At 68.2% G+C, this 18,932-nt stretch carries 20 protein-coding genes and 1 pseudogene; 14 read left to right on the top strand and 7 right to left on the bottom strand.

Annotated elements, in window-relative coordinates; translation table 11 throughout:
* Positions 1-1,544, bottom strand: a 1,544-nt coding sequence (locus HMPREF3014_RS25965) for a condensation domain-containing protein (RefSeq protein ID WP_070654247.1), incomplete at its 3' end; no start/stop codon positions are given.
* 317 nt (positions 1,545-1,861) lie between these two features.
* Here HMPREF3014_RS25965 and HMPREF3014_RS25970 point away from each other — a divergent pair.
* The 8 genes from HMPREF3014_RS25970 to HMPREF3014_RS26005 are packed head-to-tail and all read left to right on the top strand — an operon-like array spanning position 1,862 to position 8,046.
* The gene (locus HMPREF3014_RS25970; RefSeq protein WP_023087485.1) at positions 1,862-3,073 is read left to right on the top strand and encodes a PepSY-associated TM helix domain-containing protein; all 1,212 of its coding nucleotides are present in this window, start codon (positions 1,862-1,864) and stop codon (positions 3,071-3,073) included.
* The gene (locus HMPREF3014_RS25975) at positions 3,070-3,609 is read left to right on the top strand and encodes a hypothetical protein (RefSeq protein ID WP_003089621.1); all 540 of its coding nucleotides are present in this window, start codon (positions 3,070-3,072) and stop codon (positions 3,607-3,609) included. The genes HMPREF3014_RS25970 and HMPREF3014_RS25975 overlap by 4 nt, the downstream gene beginning before the upstream one ends.
* The gene (locus tag HMPREF3014_RS25980) at positions 3,606-3,935 is read left to right on the top strand and encodes a hypothetical protein (RefSeq protein WP_023087484.1); all 330 of its coding nucleotides are present in this window, start codon (positions 3,606-3,608) and stop codon (positions 3,933-3,935) included. The genes HMPREF3014_RS25975 and HMPREF3014_RS25980 overlap by 4 nt, the downstream gene beginning before the upstream one ends.
* On the top strand, positions 3,932-4,492 hold the full coding sequence (locus HMPREF3014_RS25985) for a DUF6162 family protein (protein WP_023087483.1): 561 nt from the start codon (positions 3,932-3,934) through the stop codon (positions 4,490-4,492). Before HMPREF3014_RS25980 ends, HMPREF3014_RS25985 begins: the two co-directional genes overlap by 4 nt.
* Positions 4,493-4,524: 32 nt before the next feature.
* Positions 4,525-5,478, top strand: a complete 954-nt coding sequence (locus tag HMPREF3014_RS25990; RefSeq protein ID WP_003113055.1) for a metal ABC transporter substrate-binding protein — start codon at positions 4,525-4,527, stop codon at positions 5,476-5,478.
* Positions 5,475-6,230: a metal ABC transporter ATP-binding protein gene (locus HMPREF3014_RS25995; protein WP_003106905.1), complete on the top strand. Its 756-nt coding sequence runs from the start codon at positions 5,475-5,477 to the stop codon at positions 6,228-6,230. The genes HMPREF3014_RS25990 and HMPREF3014_RS25995 overlap by 4 nt, the downstream gene beginning before the upstream one ends.
* Entirely contained in the window at positions 6,227-7,132 is a 906-nt protein-coding gene (locus HMPREF3014_RS26000; RefSeq protein WP_003106903.1) for a metal ABC transporter permease, read from the top strand. The genes HMPREF3014_RS25995 and HMPREF3014_RS26000 overlap by 4 nt, the downstream gene beginning before the upstream one ends.
* Entirely contained in the window at positions 7,129-8,046 is a 918-nt protein-coding gene (locus HMPREF3014_RS26005) for a metal ABC transporter solute-binding protein, Zn/Mn family (RefSeq protein WP_003120118.1), read from the top strand. Before HMPREF3014_RS26000 ends, HMPREF3014_RS26005 begins: the two co-directional genes overlap by 4 nt.
* A 99-nt stretch (positions 8,047-8,145) precedes the next feature.
* Here HMPREF3014_RS26005 and HMPREF3014_RS26010 read toward each other — a convergent pair whose 3' ends face one another.
* From HMPREF3014_RS26010 to HMPREF3014_RS26030, 5 genes are all read right to left on the bottom strand, one after another.
* Positions 8,146-8,910 carry a thioesterase II family protein gene (locus HMPREF3014_RS26010; RefSeq protein ID WP_003105945.1) on the bottom strand — a complete coding sequence of 255 codons (765 nt, stop codon included), beginning with the start codon at positions 8,908-8,910 and terminating at the stop codon, positions 8,146-8,148.
* Entirely contained in the window at positions 8,911-9,129 is a 219-nt protein-coding gene (locus HMPREF3014_RS26015; RefSeq protein WP_003089636.1) for an MbtH family protein, read from the bottom strand.
* A 77-nt stretch (positions 9,130-9,206) separates the two neighbouring features.
* Complete coding sequence (locus tag HMPREF3014_RS26020) at positions 9,207-10,616, bottom strand: aspartate aminotransferase family protein (protein WP_003089638.1); 1,410 nt, start codon at positions 10,614-10,616, stop codon at positions 9,207-9,209.
* 178 nt (positions 10,617-10,794) lie between these two features.
* Positions 10,795-12,114, bottom strand: a complete 1,320-nt coding sequence (locus HMPREF3014_RS26025; protein WP_003451062.1) for a PQQ-dependent sugar dehydrogenase — start codon at positions 12,112-12,114, stop codon at positions 10,795-10,797.
* Positions 12,107-12,532: a DUF2231 domain-containing protein gene (locus HMPREF3014_RS26030; protein WP_003111287.1), complete on the bottom strand. Its 426-nt coding sequence runs from the start codon at positions 12,530-12,532 to the stop codon at positions 12,107-12,109. The genes HMPREF3014_RS26025 and HMPREF3014_RS26030 overlap by 8 nt, the downstream gene beginning before the upstream one ends.
* Positions 12,533-12,950: 418 nt before the next feature.
* Between HMPREF3014_RS26030 and HMPREF3014_RS35215 the strand changes: the two are divergent.
* Positions 12,951-13,049: pseudogene (locus HMPREF3014_RS35215) on the top strand (trehalase family glycosidase); the annotation flags it as partial.
* A gap of 3 nt (positions 13,050-13,052) precedes the next feature.
* Here HMPREF3014_RS35215 and HMPREF3014_RS26035 read toward each other — a convergent pair.
* Positions 13,053-13,991, bottom strand: coding sequence for a LysR substrate-binding domain-containing protein (locus HMPREF3014_RS26035; RefSeq protein WP_023087481.1), 939 nt, complete (start codon positions 13,989-13,991; stop codon positions 13,053-13,055).
* 100 nt (positions 13,992-14,091) lie between these two features.
* Between HMPREF3014_RS26035 and HMPREF3014_RS26040 the strand changes: the two genes are divergently transcribed.
* From HMPREF3014_RS26040 to HMPREF3014_RS26060, 5 genes are all read left to right on the top strand, one after another.
* Entirely contained in the window at positions 14,092-14,952 is an 861-nt protein-coding gene (locus HMPREF3014_RS26040; protein WP_003089646.1) for a pirin family protein, read from the top strand.
* A gap of 97 nt (positions 14,953-15,049) precedes the next feature.
* Positions 15,050-15,730, top strand: a complete 681-nt coding sequence (locus tag HMPREF3014_RS26045) for a hydrolase (protein ID WP_003089647.1) — start codon at positions 15,050-15,052, stop codon at positions 15,728-15,730.
* A gap of 54 nt (positions 15,731-15,784) precedes the next feature.
* Positions 15,785-16,411, top strand: a complete 627-nt coding sequence (gene ycaC / locus HMPREF3014_RS26050) for an isochorismate family cysteine hydrolase YcaC (RefSeq protein WP_003162910.1) — start codon at positions 15,785-15,787, stop codon at positions 16,409-16,411.
* Between the two features lie 73 nt (positions 16,412-16,484).
* Positions 16,485-17,906: an OprD family porin gene (locus HMPREF3014_RS26055; protein WP_023087480.1), complete on the top strand. Its 1,422-nt coding sequence runs from the start codon at positions 16,485-16,487 to the stop codon at positions 17,904-17,906.
* A 32-nt stretch (positions 17,907-17,938) separates the two neighbouring features.
* Positions 17,939-18,859, top strand: coding sequence for a SphA family protein (locus tag HMPREF3014_RS26060; RefSeq protein ID WP_023087479.1), 921 nt, complete (start codon positions 17,939-17,941; stop codon positions 18,857-18,859).
* Positions 18,860-18,932: the final 73 nt, after the last annotated feature.

Raw genomic sequence — 18,932 nt, forward strand, 5'->3', positions numbered from 1 at the left:
CGGTGCACGCCGCGTTGCAGCGGGTACTCGGCCGCAGTGGCGTTCCAGCCTTCCAGCAACTGATAGCGCTCCTCGGCATCGAGCATCGGCAGCGAGTCGACGCTGGCCTGCGGGTTTTCCAGCATGCCGCGCAGCAGGTTCTGCCAATGCCGCGCCATGCGCTCGACGGTCCGCGCCTCGAACAGGTCGGTCGCGTAGGTCAGCGCGGCGTACAGGCGACCGCCCTTCTCGTAGGTATCCAGGCTCAGGTCGAACTGGGTGGTACGGCTCTTCCAGTCGAGCTGGCCGAAGCTCAGGCCGGCCACGCTGTCCAGCGCCTCGATGTCGGCCACCAGCGGCTGGTGGTTGTACATCACCTGGAACAGCGGGCTGTGGCTCAGGCTGCGCTCGACCTTGAACGCCTCGACCAGGCGTTCGAACGGCAGATCCTGATGGGCCTGGGCGCCAAGCACGGTGTCCTTGAGCCCGGCCAGCAGGGTCGCCACCGACGTGCGGCCGTCGAATACCGAGCGCAGCACCTGGGTGTTGACGAACAGGCCGATCAGCCCTTCCACCTCGGCGCGGTTGCGGTTGGCGATGGGGACGCCGACCCGCAGGTCGGTCTGCCCGCTATAGCGTTGCAGGAGGATATTGAAGCCGCCGAGCAACAGCATGAACAGGGTCAGCCCCTGGCGTCGGGCGGTGCCGCGCAGGGCCTCGGCCAGGGCCGGCTCGATGCTGAACTCGTAACGGCTGCCACGGTAGCTGGGAACCGCCGGACGCGGGTGGTCGGTCGGCAACTCCAGGACCGGATGCCGCTCGCCGAGCTTGCCGCGCCAGTACTCCAGCTGGCGCTCCTGCTCACCGGCCTCCAGCCAGCTGCGCTGCCACAGGGCGTAATCGGCGTACTGGATCGGCAAGGCCGGCAGGCCGGGCTCCGCGCCAGTCGCATAGGCACTGTAGAAACGACTGAATTCTTCGATCAGCACGTTCATCGACCAGCCGTCGGACACGATGTGATGCAGGGTCAACAGCAGCACATGCCGCTCCTCGCCCAGGCGGATCAGGCGGACCCGCAGCAACGGCCCCTCGCACAGGTCGAACGGCTGCAACGACTCGCGCTGCGCCTCCTCGCGCAGGCGGGCTTCCTGCTCGGCCTCGGGCAGGCCGCTGCAATCCTCGAAGGCAACCTCCAGCGGGCGTTGCAGGGGCGCCTGCGCCAGGCTGTCGTCGGCGCCGCGCGGGAACACCGTACGCAGGGTTTCATGACGCTGCACCAGGCTGGCGAAGGCGCGCTCCAGCGCCTGGCGATCCAGCGGTCCGTTCAGGCGCACCGCGCTGGGCAGGTTGTAGGCGCCACTCTGTGGCTCCAGGTGCCAGAGGAACCACATGCGCTGCTGGGCGTAGGACAGGCGGTCGCGCTCGGCCGAAGACACGCCGGCCGGAATCGGGAACAGCGAGAAATCGATTCCCTCCCCTCGCAGGGTTTCGAGGAAGACCCGACGCTTCTCAACGGGTAGTTCGATAAAGCGGCGGGCGAGCTTGAGGGAATCTTCTGCGTTCATCGGTCTTCTTCCGTGCACATGGGCAACGAGCGCGGGGCTCGGTCATTCATGTGAAACGGACGACACATCGTGAAAATTAACCGGACAGCGACTTCCGGTCGCACCTTGGCCGATCGGTTTTTTGCATAGCCATCAGGCGCTTAGGCAAATGACGAAGAAATCCCTCGCGAGGAGCACGAAAGCTTTTGCGAAACATTTGCTTTCATCTTCCCTTTCAGGTTCTGCGCGGCTCATTCGTCCTATATGGATGAACGGGGCGTATCCAGTCTCCGCAACCCATGGTCGGTGCCCACGACCCCTAACCTACCGTTAGCCTCATGTCGAAAAAGTCCCGCTCCAGACTCTGGTTCCTCGTCCACAGCTGGCTGGCCCTGCCCATCTGGTTCTTCGTCCTGATCGTCTGCCTCACCGGCACCCTGGCGGTGGTCAGCCAGGAGATCGTCTGGCTGGCCAACCCGGAAATCCGTGCCAGCAAGCCAAGCGACTCCGCCGAACCGCTGAGCTACAGCCAAGTCCTCACCAGCATCAATCAGGCCCGGCCCGAGCTGAAGGTCGAATCGATCGAACGCCCCGACGAGTCCCACTTCGCCCTGACCGTGGATGTCAGCCATCCCGACGGCAGCAGCGCTGCGCTCTACGTGAATCCCTACACAGGTGCCATCCAGGGCAAGAGCCCTCACTTCGATTTCCGCCAGTTCACCCGCGCCCTGCACGGCTGGTGGCTGATGCCGTTCGATAACGGCTACAGCTGGGGCTGGTACCTGGTCTCGCTACTCGGACTGCCGATGTTGGCCTCGCTGGTCACCGGTCTGGTGGTCTATAAACGATTCTGGAAGGGTTTCTTCAGACCACGCCTGCGCATCAGCCAGGGCGCGCGCATCTTCTGGGGGGATTTCCACCGCCTGAGCGGCATCTGGTCGATCTGGTTCATCGCCGTGATCTCCATCACCGGCACCTGGTTCCTGATCCAGGCGATCCTCGCCGACAATCACATCACTCTCTCCAGCGAAGGCCCGCCGCCGGTCATCGCCCGCAGCGAGGTGCCGCTCTCGCCTTCCGGCCAGCCGGCTGTGCAGATCGACCTCGACGAGGCCGTGCGCATCGCCACTCGGGACATTTCCGGCTTGGAAGCCAGCGGGCTGTTCCTCCCAGGCAACGCCTACAGCCCGCTCTATGTCTATGGCCGCGGCTGGTACCCGCTGATGTACCAGTCGGCAGCGATCAATCCCTACAACGGCAGGATCGAGTCTTCCCGCCTGCTCGGCGACCGCACCCCGCTGGAGTTCCTCACCGAATCCATGCGCCCCCTGCACACCGGCGATTTCGGCGGCATCTGGGTCAAGCTGATCTGGTTCGTCTTCGGCCTGCTGCTGAGCATGATGGTGCTCAGCGGCCTGCTGATCTGGAGCAAGCGCACCGCACAGGCCACCGCCGCGCTGGTCAAGCGCGGCAAGCGCCCGGCACGCCAGCCGAAACCGGCCAAGCCGGCGCCGGTAATGGCCAACCAGACCGCGGAGGGACAGCCATGAGCAAGGCCGCCGTTGCCCAGCCCGTTTCGCCGCTGCGCCAGTTCTGGCTGCGCTGGCGTTTCCACCTGAATGTTCTGCTGATCCTGATCCCGCTCGGTTTCATGCCGCGTTATTTCGCCGACGTCGCACTGTTCCGCGGCACCAGCGGCCTCGGCGAACGAGAGGCGGGCGAGATCCAGGTCGGCCCCTGGAGCCTGCGCCTGGCGGAAATGCGTATCGAACCGCCGCACGACGAAGGCCCCGCCGGCTTCATGAAGGACTTCAATGCCGCCCTCTGCCAGGCCTGCATTCCCCAGGTCAAGGCGACCTACCTGCGCATCGGCAAGCCGCGCAGCCTGCGTGCCGCCGGGGTGATCTTCTTCGGCAGCCCCTACCGCATGGGCACCAGCGTGCCGATCCCGCCGCGCACCCGGCCCGACGCCGAACTGTGGATCACCATGGAAGGTTGGGACGGCTCCATGCACCAGGCTTCCATTCCCCTGGCCGAGGCATCCCCCGCCACCGTGGCCTGGCTGAACAAACGAGGTAAGCAATGAGCATCCACACCCGCCCCTGGCGCCTGCCCCTGACCGCCCTGTTGCTCGGCCTGAGCGGCGCGGCCCTGGCGCACAACCCGATCTGCGAATGCGAGGAAGTGCAGGCCGGCGAGATCCGCTGCAAGGGCGGCTTCTCCGACGGCAGCGGCGCCCCCGGCGTAACCCTCGACGTGATCGGCTACGACGAGCAGATCCTGGTTCCCGGCAAGCTCGGCGCCGACTCGACCCTGACCTTCAAGCGTCCCGACGGCGAGTTCTACGTGCTGTTCGACGCCGGCCCCGGCCACGTGGTGGAAATCGACCACGCCGACATCGCCGCGCCATGAGCGTCGAAACCGTCCGCCCGGCCGGCGCCGGCCACGAGACCCTCTACGTACTGCTCGGCAGTGTGCTGATCCTGGCCCTCGCCGCCACGGTGGTCGGGCTGCGCCAGCAGTCCCATGAAGCGCAAGCCCTGGACGCCCACCAGGTGGACGCCCGGCTCGACCTGAATGCCGCCGAACAGGGCATCTACGCCGACCTGCAGGTCGCCGCCGAAGACATCCAGGCGCGCCTGGACGACGGCGAAGCCGCGCCTTCCGTCGACGAACTGGCCGCCGAGGGCTTCCCGCCCTTCGTCGCCGACGTCGCCGCGAGCAGCCGCGGCGAGCACCGCTGGAGCCACGGCGAAACCGCCGGGCGTCCGAGCTACCTGGGCGTCAGCGGCAAGCCCGGGGTGGCCGGCTCGTTCCTCCTGCTGCTCGGCCCCGCCGAAGTCTGGCTGAAGCCCGCCGCGGCCGCTGCCGGCGCCGTACCGGGCGACGCCAGCGCCCTGGCCGACGCCGGCTGGCGCCAGGTGGTCAGCCGCTTCGACGCCGGCGTGACCCGTCAGCACCGCCATTGATCGCACATCGACTCCACAGAAGGCGTTTTTCCATGCTGTTCTCCCGTCGCTCATCCCGTCCGCGCGGCCTCGCCGCCCTCCTCCCGGGCCGTGCCCTGCTGGCCGCCCTGCTGCTGGCCCTGCTCGCCCCGCTGGCCCAGGCCGAAGACGGCAAACGCCTGCGCATCGGCATCACCCTGCATCCCTACTACAGCTACGTGAGCAACATCGTCGGCGACAAGGCCGAGGTGGTGCCGCTGATCCCCGCCGGTTTCAACCCGCATGCCTACGAGCCGCGCGCCGAGGACATCAAGCGCATCGGCACGCTCGACGTGGTGGTGCTCAACGGCGTCGGCCACGACGATTTCGCCGAGCGCATGATCGCCTCCAGCGAAAAGCCCGGCATCCCGGTGATCGAGGCGAACGCCAAGGTGCCGCTGCTGGCCGCCACCGGCATGGCCGCGCGCGGCGCCGGCAAGGTGGTCAACCCGCATACCTTCCTGTCCATCAGCGCCTCGATCACCCAGGTCAACACCATCGCCCGCGAACTGGGCAAGCTCGACCCGGCCAACGCCAAGGCCTACACCCGCAACGCCCGGGCCTACGCCAAGCGCCTGCGGGCCCTGCGCGCCGACGCCCTGGCGCGGCTGAACAAGGCCCCGGCCGCCGACTTCCGCGTCGCCACCATCCACGGCGCCTACGACTACCTGCTGCGCGAATTCGGCCTGGAAGTCACCGCCGTGGTCGAGCCGGCCCACGGCATCGAGCCGAGTCCGAGCCAGTTGAAGAAGACCATCGACCAGCTCAAGGCGCTGGACGTGAAGGTGATCTTCTCCGAGATCGACTTCCCCTCCACCTACGTCGAGACCATCCAGCGCGAGTCCGGGGTGAAGCTCTATTCGCTGTCGCACATTTCCTATGGCGACTACAGCGCCGGCAAGTACGAGGAAGAAATGGCGCGCAACCTCGACACCGTGGTCCGCGCCATCCAGGAGTCCGGCGCATGACCGTGGCCGAACGGCTTTGCGCCACGCCTTGCGGGCCGGCCATCGAGTTCGCCGGGATCGACCTGAGCCTCGGCGGCAGCCGCATCCTCGATGGCGTGCGCCTGCGCGTCGAGGCCGGCAGCGTGCACGCGCTGGTCGGGCCGAACGGCGGCGGCAAGAGTTCGCTGGTCAAGACCCTGCTCGGGCAGATGCCGCATCGCGGCGAGCTGCGCCTGGAGTGGCCCGGCGCGCCCGGCTGCATCGGCTACGTGCCGCAGGCGCTGGAGTTCGACCGCGGCCTGCCGCTCACCGTCGACGATTTCATGGCTGCCATGTGCCAGCGCCGTCCGGCCTTCCTCGGCCTGTCGCGCAGCCGGCGCCCGGCGATCGACGCGGCCCTGGAACGGGTCGGCATGCTGGCCAAGCGCGGTCGGCGCATGGGCGCCCTCTCCGGCGGCGAGCGCCAGCGCGTGCTGCTGGCCCAGGGCCTGGTACCGCCGCCGCAACTGCTGGTGCTGGACGAACCGATGTCGGCCCTCGACGAGGGCGGCATCCAGGTCTTCGAGCGGCTGCTGCTGGACTGGCGCCAGGCCGGCGTCACCGTGCTCTGGATCGAGCACGACCTGGAGGCCGTCGGCCGCCTCGCCGACCGGGTCAGCGGTCTCAACCGCCACCTGCTGTTCGACGGTCCGGCGGCCAGCAGCCTGACCCCGGAACGCCTGCTCACGCTGTTCTCCACCCAGCCCCGGAAGAACGCGGAGGCCAGCCGATGAACGACGCCTACGAACAACTGCGCCAGGCCGTCCAGGCCTGGGCCGCCGCCGGCTACCTGCCGGAGACCCTGGCCTACGGCTTCGTCGTCAACGCGCTCCTCGCCGGCCTGCTGATCGGCCCGGTGCTCGGCGGCCTCGGCACCCTGGTGGTGGTCAAGCGCTTCGCCTTCTTCTCCGAGGCGGTCGGCCACGCCGCGCTCACCGGCGTGGCCATCGGCATCCTCCTCGGCGAGCCCTACACCGGGCCCTACGGCAGCCTGTTCGGCTACTGCCTGCTGTTCGGCGTCCTGCTCAACTACCTGCGCAACCGCACCGGCCTGGCCCCGGACACCCTGATCGGGGTGTTCCTCTCGGTGTCCCTGGCGCTCGGCGCCAGCCTGTTGCTGGTGCTGGCGGGCAAGATCAACGTGCATATCCTCGAGAACGTGCTGTTCGGCTCGGTGCTGACCGTGAACGGCCATGACCTCGCGGTGCTGGCGGCGGTCGCCGTGCTGGTGCCGTGCCTGGCCCTGCCGCTGTACAACCGCATCATGCTGGCCAGCTTCAACCCGCAACTGGCGGCGGTGCGCGGGGTCGCGGTGAAGAGCCTGGACTACCTGTTCGTGGCCCTGGTGACCCTGGTCACCGTCGCCGCGGTGAAAGTGATCGGCGCGATCCTGGTCGGAGCCCTGCTGGTGATCCCGGCGGCGGCGGCGCGCCTGGTCAGCCAGTCGCTGAAAGGGTTCTTCTGGCTGGCGGTGCTGATCGCCACCGTCAGCACGCTGGCCGGTATCCTGTTGCCGATCATGTTCGACCTGCCGATTCCCTCCGGCGCCGCGATCATCCTGGTCGCCGGCCTGGCCTTCGGTCTCGCCGCCATCGCTCGCGGCTGCCTGCCGCACCTGAAAGGAACCCCCGGATGAACCTGAAACCCCATTGCCTCGCCCTGGCCCTGGCTTGCGCCGGACTCGCCGGCCCGCTCCCGGCCCTCGCCGCGACGCCGGCCGCGGCCCAGTCCGCGCCAGTCACGGTACTGGCCAGCCTGCCGGTCACCCACGCCCTCGCCGAACGCCTGCTGCGGGACACCGAGGTCAAGCTGCAACGGGTCGCCCCGGCCAACCTGCCGGCCAGCCGCCAGGCCTCGTTCTTCGCCGGGCGCGGCGCCGGCGGCCTGGCCAAGGCCGCCGGGCAGGCCGACGCGGTGATCGACCTGCGCTCGATCTGGAGCGACGACCCGCTCTACCCGCTGGCCCGCCGTAGCAATATCCGTATCGTCGAGATCGACGCCGCGCGTCCGGTGGACGGCGCCCTGCCCGGCATCGCCCTGCGCCCCGGCAGCGACCTGCATGCCTACCCCTGGCTCAACCCGACCAACCTGGGGCGCATGGCCGATGTCCTCGCCAGCGACCTGGAACGCCTGGCGCCCGGCGCCGCAGCGACCATCCAGGCCAACCTGGCGACGCTGAAGAAGCAATTGCTGGAAGCGACCGCCAGTAACGAGACTCGCCTGGCGAAGGCCGACAACCTCAGCGTGATCAGCCTCTCCGAACGCCTCGGCTACCTGCTCGCCGGGCTCAACCTGGACCCGCTGGACGTGGAGATCCAGGCCGACGACGGCTGGACCGAGACCAATATCCAGGCTTTCGCCGAGGAGCTGAAGAGCGAGGATATCGCCCTGGTCCTGCACCATCGCCAGCCACCCAAGCCCCTCGCCGATGCCATCGCCGCCAGCGGCGCACGCCTGGTAGTGGTGGACACCGAGGCGGCGGACCCGGTGGCCGGCCTGGAAAGCGACATGAAAGCGATAGTCGAAGGGCTGCTGGCCGGTAAAGGCTGAGCCGCGCCTCGTAACGAAAAAGGCCGGGGAGCGCTGCTCACCGGCCTTTTTTTCGTCGACATCGGACCCGCCGCAGGGCCTATGGCGCCCTCGCGGGCATCAGCAGATCGCCGCCGACTCCACCGCCAACGCCGCGGCGCCCTGCCCCGCGCGCCAGGCCTCGACCTGGCGCTCGACGACCGCCAGCACCTCGGCCTCGCGCTGATGGATGAAGAAGTGCCCGCCGTCGAACAGTTCCAGTTCGAAACCGCTGCGGGTTTCCTCGGCCCAGGCCAGCAACTGTTCCTCGCTGGCCTTGTCCTCCCTGCCGCCAAGCGTTCGGATCGGACAGGCCAGCGGCGGGCGCCGCTGGTGACGATAGCTGCCGCAGAGCAGGAAATCGGCGCGCAGGATCGGCAGGGTCAGGCTCATCAGCTCGCGGTTGCCCAGCACCTCTTCCGGCGTACCTTGCAGGTCGCGCAGGTCGGCGATCAGCTCGGCGTCGCTCTTCGGTTCGGCGAAACCGCGGTCATACTCGGCGCGTCGCGACGGCGCCGCGGTGCCGCAGGCGAAGAACCCCAGCGGCGTCGGGCAACCCAGCTCGCGCAAGGCATACAGCACCTCGCAGGCGAGCAAGGCGCCGAGGCTGTGCCCGAGCATCGCGTAGGGGCCCTGGCGGACCTCGTCGTGCAGCTCGCGCGCCAGTTGCTGCGCCAGGCTCGCCAGGTCGGTCTGCAACGGCTCGGCCATCCGCGCCCCGCGCCCCGGCAACTCCACCGGACGCACCGCCAGCCAGGCCGGCAGCTTGCGCCGCCAGCGGCTGTAGGTCATGGCGCTGGCGCCGGAATACGGCAGGCAGAACAGCCGTACGGGCGTACCGCCCACTCAGCCGGCCGCCTTGTCCATGTGCTGGCGCAGGCTCAGCGGGCGCATGTCGGTCCAGACTTCCTCGATGTAGGCCAGGCAGTCCTTCTTCAGGCCGCTCTTGCCGGCCGCCCGCCAGCCCTGGGGAATCTCCTTGTATTCCGGCCAGATGGAATACTGCTCCTCATGGTTGACCACTACCTGGAACTGGATGTCGTCACGGTCGAACACTGAAGTCATTGCTTGCTCCTGATGGGATCGAACGGCCGCGCGCAGCACGGCCCTTGCGTTGGATAACGAAAAGCCCGGCGGGAAAATTAGCCGGCCAGCGCCGCGCCGAGGGCGCGGGCGAAACGCCGGGCCACCTCGTCGATCTGTTCGGCGCCGATGATCAGCGGCGGCAGGAAGCGCACCACGCTGCCGTGGCGGCCGCCCAGTTCGAGGATCAGGCCGCGCCTCAGGCACTCGCGCTGGACCCGCGAGGCCAGGGCGCCGTCGGTCGGCGGATGACCGAGGGCATCCGCCTCGCCCTGCGGGTCGACGATCTCGACCCCGAGCATCAGCCCCCGACCGCGGATATCGCCCAGTTGCGGATAGTCGCGCTGGAGGATGCGCAGGTGCTCGGCCAGGCGCTCGCCCATGGCCGCCGCGTGGGCCGCCAGGTCGTGTTCCTTCAGGTAGCGCATCACCGCCGAACCGGCGGCCATGGCCATCTGGTTGCCGCGGAAGGTGCCGGCGTGGGCGCCGGGCTGCCATTTGTCCAGCCATTCGCGGTAGACCACCACCGCCAGCGGCAGGCTGCCGCCGATGGCCTTGGACAGCACCACCACGTCGGGGACGATGCCGGCGTGCTCGAAGGCGAACATCCTGCCGGTACGGGCGAAGCCGCTCTGGATCTCGTCGACGATCAGCGCCACCCCGGCCTGCTCGGTGATCCGCCGCAAGCCGCGCAGCCAGTCGAGATCGGCCGGAACCACGCCGCCCTCGCCCTGGACCACCTCGACGATCACCGCCGCCGGCAACTGCACGCCGCCTTCCGGATCGTTCAGCAGGTTCTCCAGATAGTGCAGGTTCGCCTTGACCCCCGCCTCGCCGCCGAGACCGAACGGGCAACGGTAATCGTAGGGATACGGCAGGAACTGCACGCCCGTGCTGAGCACCGCGCCCAACGGCTTCTTCGGTCCGAGATTGCCCATCAGCCCCAGCGCGCCCTGGCTCATGCCGTGGTAGCCGCCCTGGAACGACAGGATGGTGCTGCGCCCGGTGGCGGTGCGCACCAGTTTCAGCGCGGCTTCCACCGCGTCGGTGCCGGTCGGGCCGCAGAACTGGATCTTCGCCTCGGCGGCCAGCGCCGGCGGCAGCAGGCCGAACAGGTCCTGGACGAACTGGTCCTTCACCGGGGTGGTCAGGTCGAGGGTGTGCAGCGGCAGCTCGTCGGCCAGAACCTGGCGGATCGCCTCGATCACCACCGGATGGTTGTGCCCCAGCGCCAGGGTGCCGGCGCCGGCCAGGCAATCGATGAAGGTACGCCCCTCGACGTCCTCCACCAGCAGCCCCCTGGCCTTCTTCAGCGCCAGCGGAATCCGCCGCGGATAGCTGCGCGCGTTGGACTCCTGGCGGCTTTGCCGTTCCAGCAAGGGCGACTGGGAGAACTCGTAGAGCGTTTCGCCCTCCGCCGGGGTGGCGCGGAGCGGCTGGTCTTCGATGACGCTGGTGGCGACGTGCATGTCTTCAACCCTCAAGGCGTGGTGGTGTTCCACTGGCAACCGGCGATCCGGCCGCCAGGGGCGGCATTCGCGGATCGGATGCACAGGAGACGCAGGAGGGACGCACGGATTTACTGCGCCGGACCGCAGCACCGTGCTCGGACCGCCAGCTCCGGCCCGGACACCGTCGAGCGGGCCGCTAGTCGGCGCCCGCGGCGCTCACCCGCCAGATCGCGTTGCCGACGTCGTCGGCGATCAGCAACGCGCCGTCGGCCGCCTGCGCCAACCCCACCGGCGCGCCGAACAACTGCTTCTCGTCCGCGGAGACGAACCCGGTCACCACCGGCTGCGGCGCACCGGCGGGCTTGCCGTCGGCGAACGGCACATGGACCACCTGGAAGCCGCTGACCGGCGAGCGGTTCCAACTGCCGTGCTCGCTGACGAAGGCGCCGTTGCGATAGCGCTCGGGCAACTCGTCGCCGGTGTAGAAGAACAGGCCCAGCGCAGCCACGTGGGAACCCAGCGCGTAGTCGGGGACGATGGCCTTTGCCACCAGGTCGGGACGCTGCGGCTTCACCCGCGAATCCAGGTGCTGGCCGAAGTAGCTGTAGGGCCAGCCGTAGAAGCCGCCCTCCCGTACCGAGGTCAGGTAGTCCGGGACCAGGTCGTTGCCGATCTCGTCGCGCTCGTTGACGATGGTCCACAGCTTGCCGGAGACCGGTTCCCACTGCAGGCCGGTCGGGTTGCGCAGGCCGGAGGCGTAGATGCGGCTGCCGCGGCTGGCGACGTCCACCTCGAGAATCGCCGCGCGACGGTATTCGATCGCCGCGCCGTTCTCGGTGATGTTGCTGTTCGAACCGACGCCCACGTAGAGCTTGCGCCCGTCGGGACTGGCGAGCAGCGCCTTGGTCCAGTGGTGGTTGATGGTGTCCGGCAGGTCGGTGAACTCCATCCCCGGGTCGGCGACCCGGGTTTCGCCCGGCACGTAGCGGTAGCGCATGATATTCCCGGTATTGGCGACATACAGGTAATCCCCCACCCGCTGCACGCCGAACGGCGAGTCCAGCCCTTCCAGGAACACGTACTTCTGCCACTGGCCTCCGGCGCCGGCTCGGCGCAGCAGGGTGATGCGGTTGCCGCCCTTGCCGGCCTTGCCGGACTTCCCCTTGACCATCCCCGCGATGAGTTGCTTCGGCGTGGTCACCGGCGCGGTGCCGGGCGAGTTGGCCTCCACCACCAGCACATCGCCGTTGGGCAAGACCAGCAGTTGGCGAGGGTGTTGCAGGCCATCGGCGATCTTCTCGATCTTCAGGCCCTGGGCCACCGTCGGCTTGGCCTCTCCCGACCAGCCCACGCCTTCCGGTACCTTCATCGGCGGCAGGAGGAAGTGCTTCGGTTCCGGAAGCGCCGGATTGGCGCCGGTCTGCTGCTGCGGATCGTTCTGCGACCCCTGGTTGCAGCCGGCCAGGACCAGGCCGAGGGCAAGCGCGACGGGGCGCAGCGAGTGGAGGCTAGCCATGCGCCACCTCCTCCGCGGATACCGCCAGGAGCGCCTCTCCCAGCGCCAGCAGCAGCACCGTCGCGATCGACAGCCATAGCCCGGCCGGCATCACCGCATAGGCGTCGCGGCTGTGCACGAAGGCATTGAAGATGGCCAGGACGATACCGGCGAACTTCAGCAAGGAGGAAACCCTGGCCGCCGCGACGACCGCCGCGCGCCGCAGCAGCCATACGCGGCACAGGTCGACGACGCAGGGCAGGATGGCGAACAGCAGGCCGAGACTGATCAGCCAGGCCGCGCTCTTGCCCCACATCACCTCCGCCGTGGCGAAATAGGTGGCGTCGAAGACCAGGGCGGCGACGAAGAAACCGAAGGGAACCGGGTTGAGGACGTTGTAGAAGGCGTCCAGCGGTCTGAAGCGTAGTGCGGTGGCCATTGCGAAACACTCCTCTCGGGAAACGCAGGCTTCCCGACGTGAAGGGACGGGCAGGAGATTCGAACCGCCGAGGCCCTGCGCAAGGCGCGGGCAGCGGGGAACGGCACGGCGAAACGGCGACTGGGGGGCTCGCGCCCCTTCTGCGACGGACCTGCGCGAAGCGCTGGAGTTCATCTGCAAGGACCTGTCGGAAGCGATAGGTACGCTGGCGATCCTTCCGATGGAACTTCGTGCGCCGCGACTCACCGAAACAGGGGTAGCGCCCTTCCCGGCCCTCCCGCCGGGTTGCCGCGCCGCCCCAGGCGCACCCCGCCGGCGACCGATCCGCGCCCGGCGTTTGCCGAAGAGGAGACAGCCGATGCCTGATCGAACCGCCCTGCCCCGCGCCTTGCTCGCGGCCTGGGTCCTGCTCCTCCAGGGCGACGGTGGCGAGTACCCGCTGCAGGACGGCTTCGGCTGATCCAACGGCGTCACCCTGCAACTGCTCCGACTCTACGGCCCGGGCGCCGGCCGCTGAGCCTCAGCCCGGCGCCAGGTACTGGCGCTGCGCGGCGTCGGCGAAGCCTGCGGCGAGAAAGTCGATCAGCGCGCGGACCGAAGGCAACAGCCCGCGCCGCGAAGGGAACATTGCCACCACCATGCCTTCCACCGGCGTCCACTCCGGCAGCACCCGCACCAGCCGGCGCTCGGCCAGGTCGCGACTGACCACGCAGAGCGGCAGGCCGCCGATCCCGACGCCCTCCAGCACCGCCTGGCGCAAGGTGCCGAGGTCGTCGCTGAGCAGTTGCGGGCGCAGGTTGAGGGCCGCGCTGCTGCCATCCGCGCCGACCAGCCGCAGGCTGCCGTCCAGGCGCGAACGCTCCCAGCCGACGTAGGGCATCGCCGACAGGTCGGCCGGCAGCTCCGGCGGACGGTAGCGGGCCAGCAGCTCCGGGCTGGCCACCAGCACCTGCGGGCTGCGTGCCAGCACCTTCATCACCAGGTCGCTGTCCTCCAGCGGCGGGAAACGCAGCGACAGCGAGATGTCGTAGCCTTCGGCGATCACGTCGACCCGGCGATTGAAGGTCTTCACGTACAGCTCGACGTTCGGATACTGCGCCATGAAGCGCGCCAGCATCGGCGCCAGTTCGAAGTGCAGCAGCGGCGTCGAGCAGGTCAGGCGGACCATTCCGCACGGCTCCGAGCGGTTCTGTTCGATGACGTCCTCGGCAGCCTCCGCTTCCACCGTCATCGCCACGCAATGACGGTAGTAGGCCTGGCCGATCTCGGTCACCTGGAATTGCCGCGTCGAGCGCTGCACCAGGCGTACGCCCAGGCGCGCCTCGAGCTGCGCGACCTTGCGGCTGATGGTCGACTTGGGAATCCCCAGCACCCGCCCGGCGGGGGCGAAGCCACCGTGCTCGACCACCTTGGCATAGATGAAAAGCGCGTTCAGATCGAACACCAGCTCACCACTCATCGTTCCACCTGCGAGACTCTGAGACTTGATTTGCGGACTACCGGTTCCCACTCCCGGGAACTAGCGTATCGCTCCATCGACTCAATCGAGGAGCACCGACGTGAAAAAGGTCCTGGGAATCTACGGCAACGCCAACCGCCACTGGGTGGGCGACGGATTCCCCGTTCGTTCGCTCTTTTCCTACAACACACTGGGCCAGCATATCAGCCCGTTCCTCTTGCTGGACTACGCCGGGCCTGCTGATTTCCCCCCCGCACAGCAGCGCCGCGGCGTAGGCCAGCATCCTCATCGCGGCTTCGAGACGGTGACCATCGTCTACCAGGGCGAGGTCGAGCACCACGACTCCACCGGCGCCGGCGGACGCATCGGGCCGGGGGATGTGCAGTGGATGACGGCGGCCTCCGGGATCCTCCACGAGGAGTACCACTCGGAACGCTTCCGTAGCACAGGTGGAACGCTGGAAATGGTCCAGCTATGGGTCAACCTGCCCTCCAGCGACAAGATGAACCCGCCGCGCTACCAGACCCTGCTGGATGCCGACATTCCCCGCGTCGGCCTGCCCGACAGGGCCGGCGAACTGCGGGTGATCGCCGGACGCTACGGCCGCCACCAGGGGCCGGCGCTGACCCACTCGCCGCTGGCGGTCTGGGACGTGCAGCTGAAGGCCGGCAAGCACCTCGCCCTCGACCTGCCCAAGGGACATACCTGCGCCGTGGTGGTCCTGCGCGGCACCCTCGCGGTCGGCGACGAGATCGTTCGCGAAGCCCAGGTCGCCCTGCTCGACCGCGACGACCCGCGGCTGGAACTGGAAGCCAACAACGACGTGCAGTTGCTGGTGCTCAGCGGCGAGCCGCTGGACGAGCCGATCATCGGCTATGGCCCCTTCGTGATGAGCAGCCGCGAGGAAATCGACCAGGCCATCGAGGACTTCGAGAACGGGCGCTTCATCCGCGCCCACTGAAGTCCGCCCCCCTACGACATGGCCCGCGCAGGAAGCGCGGGCCCGGCCGGGCTTTGCCCGAAATTCACGGACGACCACCCTGCAAGAGGAAATGGAAATGAGCGCTCCCGCCAACTTCAACGGCCAGACCCCGAAGATCGATCCGGCCAACGCCGCCATGTTGCTGATCGACCACCAGAGCGGCCTGTTCCAGACGGTCAAGGACATGCCGATGACCGAACTGCGCGCCAACGCCACCACCCTGGCCAAGGTCGCCACCCTGGCGAAGATCCCGGTGATCACCACCGCCTCGGTACCGCAGGGCCCCAACGGCCCGCTGATCCCGGAGATCCACGAGGCCGCGCCGCACGCCCAGTACGTCGCGCGCAAGGGTGAGATCAATGCCTGGGACAACCCGGAATTCGTCGCCGCGGTGAAGGCCACCGGCAAGAAGCAACTGATCATCGCCGGCACCATCACCAGCGTGTGCATGGCCTTCCCCAGCATCGCCGCGGTACACGACGGCTATCAGGTGTTCGCGGTGATCGACGCCTCCGGCACCTACTCCAAGATGGCCCAGGAAATCACCCTGGCACGGGTGGTCCAGGCCGGCGTGGTGCCGATGGACACCGCCGCGGTCTGCTCGGAAATCCAGCGCACCTGGAACCGCGACGACGCTGTGCAGTTCGCCGAGGCCTACAGCGCGGTCTTCCCGCACTACCAACTGCTGATCGAGAGCTACGCCAAGGCCCAGGCCGTGGTCACCAACCACGAGCAACTGGACTCGCAGCGCAAGTGATCATCGCACGCGGGTCAACCCGCGCGCCCCTCCCCCGATAGCAAGGAGAAAGCCATGTCCTTCCAATACAAGCGTCTCGACAAGAACGATGCCGCCGTCCTCCTGGTCGACCACCAGACCGGCCTGCTCTCGCTGGTCCGCGACCAGGACCCGGACAAGTTCAAGAACAACGTGCTGGCCCTGGCAGACCTGGCCAAGTACTTCAAGCTGCCGACCATCCTCACCACCAGTTTCGAGAACGGGCCGAACGGGCCGCTGGTACCGGAGTTGAAGGAACTGTTCCCGCAGGCGCCCTACATCGCTCGTCCGGGTAACATCAACGCCTGGGACAACGAAGACTTCGTCAAGGCGGTCAAGGCCACCGGCAAGAAGCAACTGATCATCGCCGGCGTGGTCACCGAGGTCTGCGTCGCCTTCCCCGCGCTCTCGGCGCTGGAGGAAGGTTTCGAGGTGTTCGTCGTTACCGATGCCTCCGGTACCTTCAACGAAGTCACCCGCGACGCCGCCTGGACACGCATGGTCGCCGGTGGCGCGCAATTGATGAACTGGTTTGGCGTAGCCTGCGAACTGCACCGCGACTGGCGCAACGATATCGAAGGGCTGGGGGCGCTGTTCTCCAACCACATTCCCGACTATCGCAACCTGATGACCAGCTTCAGCCTGCTCACCGCAGCCAAGTAATCCCGCCCTGCCCCGGCCATCCAGGCGCCCGCGCCGGATGGCCGCTTCCGATCCCCCGACAGCGGAGGTCCGCATGCGACGCGCCATTCCCCGGCCGTGGCCCACCGTCCTGTCGCTCGGCCTGCTGGTCGGCGGCGAGGCCTGCCTGGCCGACGACTCCCTGGGCCATCGCGACAACATCAGCACCGGCCTGAACCAGCGGCAGAAAGCCGAAATGAAGGTGCCGCCGGGCTTCGTCGAAGGCTCGACGCTGAACGGTTTCATCCGCAACTACTATTTCGCCCGCGACAACCACGACACCCCGTCCCGCCGCGACCAGCGCGAATGGGCCCAGGGCCTGATGCTGTCGTTCCGCTCCGGCTATACCGACACGCCGATAGGCATCGGCCTGGATGCGCACGCCTTCTACGGCCTGCGCCTGGACGGCGGTGGCGGCAGCGGCGGTGCCGGCGTGCTGCCGCTGGACTCCGCCGGTCGCCCCGCCGACAGCTTCTCCGCGGCCGGCGCGGCCCTCAAGCTGCGCGGCCTGGACAGCCTGCTGAAGATCGGCGACCAGTTGCTGGAGAACCCGGTGATCGCCAGCGGCGTCAGTCGCATGGTGCCGCAGAGCTACCGTGGCGTGACCCTGAAGAACTACCATTTCCGCGCGCTCGAACTGGACGCCGGCTTCGTCGAAGCCACCCGCCTGCGCAACCAGAGCGGCCACAGTCATCTCACCAGCGGCTACGGCAACGGCACCAAGGGCGGTATCGCCGCCGATCGCGAAAGCCCGCACATCGCCTGGCTGGGCGCCAGCTACAGCGCCCCCGGCGGCAGCCAGGCGACGCTCTACAGTGGCCGCCTGGAGGATATCTGGAACCAGCACTACCTCGGCCTCAGCCAGCCGTGGCGGCTTTCCAGCCAATTGACCCTGACGCCCTGGCTGCATTACTACAAGACCCGCGACCAGGGCCGCAGCCAGCTCGGCCGGATCGACAACGACCTCTACAACGCCGGCCTGACCCTGGCCGGCGGCGGCCAGTCGCTGAGCCTCAGCCTGCAAAAGGTCGATGGCGACACCCCGTTCGACTTCATCGCGCAGAACGACCGGACCTTCCTCTACGAAAGCAACGCCATGCAGTACGCCGACTTCAACGGCCCCGGCGAGCGCTCGTGGAAGATCCAGTACCAGGCCAGCCTGGCCTTCCTCGCCGCCCCGGACTGGCAATTCGGCGCCGCCTACGGCCGTGGCCAGGCCGACCTGACCCGGGTCGACCCGGACAGCGCGGGCTACGGCTACCTCTACAACCCCAATGGCAAGAACGCCCAGCACTGGGAACGCGACCTGTCGCTGCGCTACGCCTTCCCCGCCGGCCCGGCCAAGGGCCTCAGCGTGACCCTGCGCTGGGCCACCCACCGCCCCGGCGAAGGCTACACCGCCCCCGGCAACACCCGCGGCAACTCCAGCTCCGACGAATACCGGGTGGTGGTCGACTACCCGATCAGGTTGCTCTGAACCCACGGAACCAGAAAAAGAGAAATCCCCTCATGCGTGCAGCCCTGCTACCCACCTTCGGCGCCCTCTCCGCCGCGCTCTGCCTGGAGGCCCGCGCCGACGCCGTCGCGCTGCCGCCGCTGGCGCTCGGCAACACCAGCTTCATGGACGGCGTCAGCCGTCCCGGCATGCTCTTCGAACTGCCCCTGCAATACGTTCGGGCGAACAACGCCAGCGACGCCGGCGGGCATTCGGTTCCCGGTCGGCAACGGGTTCGTGGCACCACGCTGTTGCCGCACTTCGCCTACCTCAGCCAGAACACCCTGCTCGGCGCCCACTACGGCGCCGAAGTGCTGCTGCCGCTGGTACGCCTGGACCTCGATATCGACGGCGGCCCGGACGGCCGGCGCACCCGCCAGGGCGACCTGATCGTCAGTCCGCTGATGCTGCAATGGGGGCCCGCTACGCTGTTCGGCCGCCCCTACTGGCAGCGCCTGAACTTCGTCTTCTCCCTGCCCACCGGCGACTACGACAAGGACGCCGCGATCAACACCGGCAGCAACACCTGGATCTTCAACCCGCACTACGCCTTCACCTGGGAACTGGGCGAGCGCCTGGAACTCAGCGGCCGCCTGCACTACGCCTGGATCAGCCGCAACGACGACCCCTCGCCGCGCCTGGGCGCAAACGACGTACAGCCGGGCCAGGCGCTGCACGCGAACTTCTCGATCTCCTACGCGCTGGACCCGCACTGGCGGATCGGCCTGGCCGGCTACCAGTTGAAACAGATCAGCGCCGACCGCATCGACGACCACCGGCAGGCCGACTCGCGCGAGCAGGTCTTCGGCATAGGCCCGGGGGTGATGTACAGCCAGGGCAGGCAAACGCTGTTCGCCAACCTCTACGCCGAAAACGGCGCGCGCAACCGCAGCGAAGGCAACCAACTGACCCTGCGCTACCTGCTGGCGTTCTGAATCGGCGGATAACGCCCTGGAAACGCCGACACCTCCCCGGGTCCGTAGGGCGAATAACCGCTCGCGGTTATCC

This window comes from Pseudomonas sp. HMSC065H01, assembly GCF_001815235.1.
GTDB lineage: Bacteria > Pseudomonadota > Gammaproteobacteria > Pseudomonadales > Pseudomonadaceae > Pseudomonas > Pseudomonas aeruginosa.